This window comes from Cyanobacteriota bacterium, assembly GCA_025054735.1.
GTDB lineage: Bacteria > Cyanobacteriota > Cyanobacteriia > SKYG9 > SKYG9 > SKYG9.
In genome coordinates this window covers 1-6,524 of record JANWZG010000221.1, presented here as the reverse complement: position 1 = coordinate 6,524, position 6,524 = coordinate 1, and the positions used below count along the sequence as shown (strand labels likewise).

The following is a 6,524-nucleotide window of genomic DNA, read 5'->3' as shown; positions in this document are numbered from 1 at the left end:
GAGGAAGAGCTGTTGATTAAGCCGTTAGGATTGCTGACCCGTAAATCAGTCATCTACGCAGCTAATGTTTTGGAAAATGACTTAGCAACTGGAAATACATGGGTTGAGCAGGTAAAGGCGATCGCAGCATCAGAAGGATCCCAAGTTGTGGTAGTGTCAGCCCAGGTAGAATCAGAGCTAATTGATTTGTCTGCGGAAGAGCGGGCCGAGTTTTTAGCGTCGTTGGGTGTGAGTGAAGGCGGCCTGAAATCTTTGATTCGTGCTACCTATGATTTGCTCGGCTTACGAACCTATTTCACAACCGGGCCAAAGGAAACTCGCGCTTGGACGATTCGGGCGGGGATGTCGGCTCCTCAGGCGGCTGGTGTGATCCATACAGATTTTGAGCGAGGCTTCATTCGGGCAGAGACAGTTGCCTACAACGATTTGGTAGCATCTGGCTCCATGAGTGCAGCTAGAGAAAAGGGGCTGGTGCGGAGTGAGGGCAAAGATTATATTGTCCAAGAGGGGGATGTTATGCTCTTCCGATTCAATGTTTAAGTGCCTCTCTGGTATCTATTGCTGGTACCTGTTGCCCAGGCTAGTCCTATGGACTGAGCAACGGTTAGGAAACTATACATAGTGTTTTCTGAAAAGAACTTGCTAGAGTCACGCTATATAGAGTAGAGTACAGTTCCCAGAATCTGGTTTATCATCCAATTGCAGTGGTAATAATCACTGTTAGTCAGATCCACGTCGATCGAACATTGTTACAATCTCTGCTACTAAGGGTTAGGCCCTAACCTATGATTAAGTCACTAGGGTTAAATCACAGCAGCAGTAAGGTTGGCTTGTCGTCGAGGGAAATAGACTGATAGATTGCATTACAGAAGGTGTGGTGCAAAAGATGTCGTGCGGGGCAGCGGACGGATAAATGCTGACCCAGTATAAGGTGGTATCACGTTTATGGTAGTTTGTGGGCAGGCAGTGGAGGTTGTTGTGGAGAGTGCTCCCAATCAGCTATGGGAACAGATCGTCGAGAGGTTACGATCAAAGCTAAGTCGTCCGACATTAGAAACATGGATCCGACCCGCTATTCCTGAGCAGTTCCGGGATAACTGCTTGATCTTGCGTACCTCTAGCTCCTACGTCCGTAACTGGGTGCAAAAAAACTACATGTCAACCATATTGGAGGCAGCCGCAGAAGTAGTAGGTTATGCGATCCAAATCCAGATGATTACGGCTGAGGATGAAGATGTTGATAGCGAGCCTAGTGCCCCCCTATTTCAGCCGCCTGTTGTGGAGCGTCCGGTGCCTGTCACCTCACATCCCCGTGCTCAGGCCGAACTTAATCCCAAGTATACCTTTACGCGGTTCGTGGTAGGAGCTAACAACCGCATGGCCCATGCTGCTTCTCTAGCTGTGGCGGAGTCTCCAGGGCGGGAGTTTAATCCCCTGTTTCTCTGCGGTGGAGTTGGGCTGGGCAAGACTCACCTGATGCAGGCAATTGGGCAATATCGCCTAGAGATTCAACCAACTGCGAAGGTGGCCTATGTCTCTACGGAACAGTTCACCAATGAGTTGATTACTGCTATCCGCAACGATTGCCGAGAAAGCTTTCGGGAATACTATCGCGCTGTGGATGTGTTGATTATTGACGATATTCAGTTCATTGAAGGCAAGGAATATACCCAAGAAGAATTTTTTCACACCTTCAATGCTCTACACGCCGCAGGCAAACAGGTGGTATTAGCTTCCGATCGTCCCCCCAATCAAATTCCTCGCTTGCAAGAGCGCCTTTGCTCTCGCTTTTCTATGGGACTAATTGCCGATATCCAGCCTCCAGACTTAGAAACTCGAATGGCTATTCTGCAAAAGAAAGCTAGCTACGAGAATATTCGCCTACCCAGGGATGTGATTGAGTATATTGCTACCACTTATACCTCCAACATTCGGGAGCTAGAGGGCGCACTGATTCGGGCCGTGGCATATATTTCGATTTCTGGCTTGCCCATGACAGTCGAAAATATTGCCCCTGTGCTGAACCCACCTGCGGAAAAAGTAGAGGCATCTCCACGAGCAGTAATGGAGATTGTGGCGGAGGCATTTGGGGTGACGATCGAAGACATGCGGGGCAACTCTCGCCGTCAAGAAATTAGCCGAGCACGGCAAGTTGGCATGTATCTGATGCGACAGCACACGGATCTAAGCTTGCCTAAAATCGGCGACGAGTTTGGCGGTAAGGATCACACCACTGTACTCTACGGCTGTGAAAAGGTAAATCAACTCAAAGCCAGTGATGCTGCCTTTGCTCAGACTATTCGCCAACTCAGTGAGCGCATCGGCTCTTCTCGCTAGGTCAAGGGCTAAGTGCAAGGACTGGGTGCTTTTATAGTGAGGACTTGAGTCCTCACCATGAGCTTTCCTAGAACGTAGGCTAAATGGGCCTAAGCGCTGTAGTAGGCAGGGGAGTTGCCAGGTTTCCACTTGATGTTGCAGCCAATGCTGGGCTTTTGATTGGGATCGATCGCTTGGTCGGCTAGTAAGTTGTCGATTGCTGCTCGTAGGTCTTTGCCCGTAACGGGAATATCATTGCCCGGACGACTGTCATCCAACTGTCCCCGATACACTAAGGTGCGATCGCGGTTAAACAAGAAAAAGTCTGGAGTGCAAGCAGCCGTGTAAGCCTTAGCCGTTTCTTGACTTTCGTCATAGCAGAAGGGGAAGGTAAACCCTAGCTCAGTAGCCATCGCTTTCATCTTCTCGGGGGAATCGTCAGGATAGTTCTCGACATCGTTAGCACTAATAGCCACGATCGCAATATCCTTGTCAGCGTAGTCTTTCCCTAGGTTGGCCAGTTCAGTCTGAACATGCTTTACGTAGGGACAGTGGCAACAAATAAACATCACTAATAGCGCTTTTTTATCCGCATAGGTAGCTAAGGAAACTGTGCTACCAGACACTACATCAGGAAGTTGAAAATCGGGAGCCTTAGTACCCAATTCCAACATCGTAGAGGCTGTTCTTGCCATGACATCAACTCCTTTATGTTCGAACTAACTGTTAAACTGATAGGCTCACACGATAGTAAACATTGCGGGAACTTAATCTATCGCTGTGATAGTTAAGTCCAAGGCATTGCTTGCCTACTGACAATGGTAAAGTAAGTTGCAACGTAATCAGTCTTAATAATTTGTGCTGAGGTCAATCCTGCAATATGAAAGTTTTTGTCTACCACACGCCGGAACTAGCGCCTGAGGGTAAATGGCCTGATTGTGCAATTGCAGTAGATGTGTTGCGGGCAACCACAACGATCGCCACAGCCCTAGCTCACGGTGCTGAAGCCGTACAGGTCTTTAGCGATATGGCGCAGTTAATGGCTGTTAGTGAGCAATGGGCACCCGAACAGCGAGTTCGGGCAGGGGAGCGGGGTGGCTCTAAGGTAGAGGGCTGTGATCTTGGTAACTCACCATTAGACTGCACACCAGAACTGATGAAAGGACGACGATTGTTTATTAGCACCACCAATGGCACCCGCTGCTTAACTCGAATTCAAAAAGCCGCTACCGTGTTAACGGCGGCACTTGTTAATCGCCACGCAGTTGTGAACTACTTGGCTGCTGTCCAGCCTGAAACCGTGTGGATTGTGGGGTCAGGTTGGGAGGGCAGTTTTTCGTTGGAGGATACAATCTGTGCAGGAGCCATTAGCTATGCATTTGCAACGCTAAGTGGGCAGCCGCCAGAGGCAATGATTGGCAACGACGAAGTAGTAGGGGCGATCGCGCTCTACACTCAGTGGAAGGATCGTCTGCTGGAGCTAATGCACTATGCTAGTCATGGTCAACGCCTCCTCCGGCTACAGTGCCACGAAGATCTAGAATATTGTGTGCAAATGGACTCTGTGGATGTTCTGCCCATTCAGCGAGAGCCAGGGGTATTGGTGCGCTATGTAGCCTGATGAAAACACCATGAATCTCTATACACAGTTCCTCTTGCCTCGACTCATGGACTGGTCGATGTCTAGCTCTGAGCTAGCTAACTATCGCCGTGACCTGTTGGCTAATGTGCGTGGTGATGTGCTAGAAATCGGTTTTGGTACTGGGCTAAATTTGGCCTACTATCCGCCCCATGTGCAGCGTTTAACTGCGATCGATGCTAACCCTGGAATGCATAGTATTGCCCAGCGGCGAGTGCAGCAGTCATCCCTCACAGTAGACCATCGGGTGTTAAATGGTGAACAATTACCCATGGCTGATAACAGCTTTGATAGTGTGGTGAGCACTTGGACGTTGTGTAGTATACGAAACGTGCACCAGGCTATTGCCGAAGTATATCGTGTGCTCAGGCCGGGTGGGCAGTTCTTGTTTGTCGAGCACGGCCTTAGCAGCAATCCCAAAGTGCAAGTTTGGCAGCGTCGTCTCACCCCTCTGCAACGAGTAATTGCCGATGGTTGTCATCTTGATCGTGCCATCCATGACCTCGTAGCAACCTGTTTTCAGCAAATTACCCTGGAACATTTTCCCTGCCCTACCTTGCCTGAAGTAATTGGCTATTTCTATAAAGGGATTGCTACCAAGAACCTATAGACGGGCTGCAGGAACCGCTATGGTCACGTTGTCGCGCCGAGAGCCGCCTTGACTAAATTTGGAACTTCTGACGGATCTTGAGCAACCGGAATGCCTGCTTGCTTGAGCGCGGCGAGTTTACGGGTGACAGGGCTAACGGTGACGTTCCCCAGGATAGGGTAGCGAGAGGCTGCTAGGTGAGAGGTCAATACATTATTGCTGTGGGCTAAGGTAGCTGCTTGGGGCAGTCTGTGCCCAGCTAGATAGGCAATCACAGGTTTATCAATCATATCTTCGGCATATTGGGCAGCAATATCTTCACCCTCACCGTTGATTTCACCCACCAAGACAATCGCGTCGGTACTGTCATCTTCATCGAGAATTTGTAGCCATTGGGCAAAGGATGAGCCAACAATCGCGCCGCTACCAATACCCACGGCGATCGACTGTCCCAAGCCTGCTTGGGTTAGCTGCCAAGCTACCTCATGGGTCAAGGTACCACAGCGACTGATAATGCCAATGGAACCTGGCTGATAAACCGCTGTTGGATAGGTGCCCAGCAAGAGTTGTCCTGGCATAATTAACCCCGGACAGTTTGGCCCTAACACGATCGTCTCAGTCATATCAGCCTTATGCAGTAATTGCACCACATCTAGCGGCGGCATTCCTTCCGTCACAATGATAATGTGGCGAATCCCGGCTGCTATAGCCTCTAGGGCCGCATCTAGTAGTCGATAGGGGTGGTTAAACAGAATGCTGATGTCAATGTCCCCAACCACTGGCCGTGCTTGCTCCACCATGTCAAACACAGGTATACCGTGAATAGTTTGTCCGCCAGATCCTGGACTCACACCTGCAACCAAATTCGTGCCATAGGTCTGCATTAAGGGAATGTGAATGCTAGCGAGCGGCTCCAGACAACCCTGGATTAGTACCTTGCTTGTTGAGGTAATGTTCATACCAAAATTTTTGACACCATGCCAACCCCCTGCTAATTCGTGCAGAGACATTGCATAACCTTAGCGTGATTTCACGAAGGATGAAAACCATACAAGCTACTTTTACACGCTACTTTTATTGTTATGCTGACGAGAAGATTCAACACCACAGGGTAAGAGATTATTTGCTTGTCATGGCTACAGAACTTGCAGATGTTAGCAACCTATTGTCAGACTTGATTACTCGCTATCGCCATCGGGTGGATTATCTAGCAATTCGCTTAGAGGAGTCACAGGGCACTAATATTTTGCTCAGGGGCGATCGTGTTGAAACCTTAAGTGAAGATTTTTCCATCGGAGGCCAAGTGCGAGCCTGCTATAAGGGGGGATGGGGGTTTTCTAGCTTTAGCCGTTTGGCTTCCCTGAAAACCCACGTCGAGGAGGCGATCGCGGCTGCCCGCTTAGTAGGAGACGACGAAACCATCCTGGCGTCAATTCCTGTGATTCAAGACACTTGCACGATTCCCCTCACAGGTACTGATCCCCGTCAAATTCCCATTCAACAGAAAAAGCAACTGTGTGATTACTATGCAGACATTCTCCATAGTCTCGATGCTCGTATCGCAACTACCTCAGTACGCTATGGCGACAGCACTCAGCGCGTGATTTTGGCTACCTCTGAAGGCACAATGTTAGAACAAAGCTGGGTTGACATGGAAATGCGATTTGCAGCTACTGCCCGCAACGGCGACACCGTACAGACAGGGCGAGAAACTGTAGGATCTCGGCGAGCCTATGAAGACCTGCTAGGCTTAGACAATCAAGTGCGGAGCGCAGCTCAGCGAGCAGTAGATGCCCTAAGCTTGCAACCAGTGAAGGGCAATATTTACACTGTTGTTATTGATCCGATTCTGTCAGGATTGTTTGTCCATGAAGCATTCGGCCACCTTTCTGAAGCAGACATGGCCTACGAAAACCCTGACCTGCTGGAAGTGATGGAGTTAGGTCGCCGCTTTGGGCCAGAATTTCTGCAAATCTACGA

At 49.5% G+C, this 6,524-nt stretch carries 7 protein-coding genes; 5 read left to right on the top strand and 2 right to left on the bottom strand.

Annotated features, from left to right (window positions below; genetic code table 11):
* The coding region (locus NZ772_11500; protein MCS6814170.1) for a DUF933 domain-containing protein at positions 1-540 on the top strand (540 nt) is incomplete at its 5' end.
* Positions 541-978: 438 nt separating this feature from the next.
* On the top strand, positions 979-2,337 hold the full coding sequence (gene dnaA, locus NZ772_11495; GenBank protein ID MCS6814169.1) for a chromosomal replication initiator protein DnaA: 1,359 nt from the start codon (positions 979-981) through the stop codon (positions 2,335-2,337).
* An 89-nt stretch (positions 2,338-2,426) separates the two neighbouring features.
* Here the strand turns inward: dnaA and NZ772_11490 are convergent, their stop codons facing one another.
* Positions 2,427-3,011 (bottom strand): thioredoxin family protein, encoded by a 585-nt coding sequence (locus NZ772_11490; GenBank protein MCS6814168.1) that lies wholly within the window; start codon positions 3,009-3,011, stop codon positions 2,427-2,429.
* 185 nt (positions 3,012-3,196) lie between these two features.
* On the opposite strand from NZ772_11490, the gene NZ772_11485 reads away from it, so the two are divergent.
* Both NZ772_11485 and NZ772_11480 read left to right on the top strand, forming a co-directional pair.
* Complete coding sequence (locus NZ772_11485; GenBank protein MCS6814167.1) at positions 3,197-3,937, top strand: 2-phosphosulfolactate phosphatase family protein; 741 nt, start codon at positions 3,197-3,199, stop codon at positions 3,935-3,937.
* Between the two features lie 10 nt (positions 3,938-3,947).
* The gene (locus NZ772_11480) at positions 3,948-4,565 is read left to right on the top strand and encodes a class I SAM-dependent methyltransferase (GenBank protein MCS6814166.1); all 618 of its coding nucleotides are present in this window, start codon (positions 3,948-3,950) and stop codon (positions 4,563-4,565) included.
* A gap of 23 nt (positions 4,566-4,588) precedes the next feature.
* Here the strand turns inward: NZ772_11480 and NZ772_11475 are convergent, their stop codons facing one another.
* Positions 4,589-5,503, bottom strand: coding sequence for a CoA-binding protein (locus tag NZ772_11475; protein MCS6814165.1), 915 nt, complete (start codon positions 5,501-5,503; stop codon positions 4,589-4,591).
* A gap of 173 nt (positions 5,504-5,676) precedes the next feature.
* On the opposite strand from NZ772_11475, the gene NZ772_11470 reads away from it, so the two are divergent.
* A partial coding sequence (locus NZ772_11470; protein ID MCS6814164.1) for a TldD/PmbA family protein occupies positions 5,677-6,524 on the top strand: 848 nt, incomplete at its 3' end.

What these genes read in the sequence shown, in the direction of transcription:
- NZ772_11490 (MCS6814168.1), bottom strand. Translation starts at nt 3,011, where the DNA reads ATGGCAAGAACAGCCTCTACGATGTTGGAATTGGGTACTAAGGCTCCC.
- NZ772_11485 (MCS6814167.1), top strand. Translation starts at nt 3,197, where the DNA reads ATGAAAGTTTTTGTCTACCACACGCCGGAACTAGCGCCTGAGGGTAAA.
- NZ772_11480 (MCS6814166.1), top strand. Translation starts at nt 3,948, where the DNA reads ATGAATCTCTATACACAGTTCCTCTTGCCTCGACTCATGGACTGGTCG.
- NZ772_11475 (MCS6814165.1), bottom strand. Translation starts at nt 5,503, where the DNA reads ATGAACATTACCTCAACAAGCAAGGTACTAATCCAGGGTTGTCTGGAG.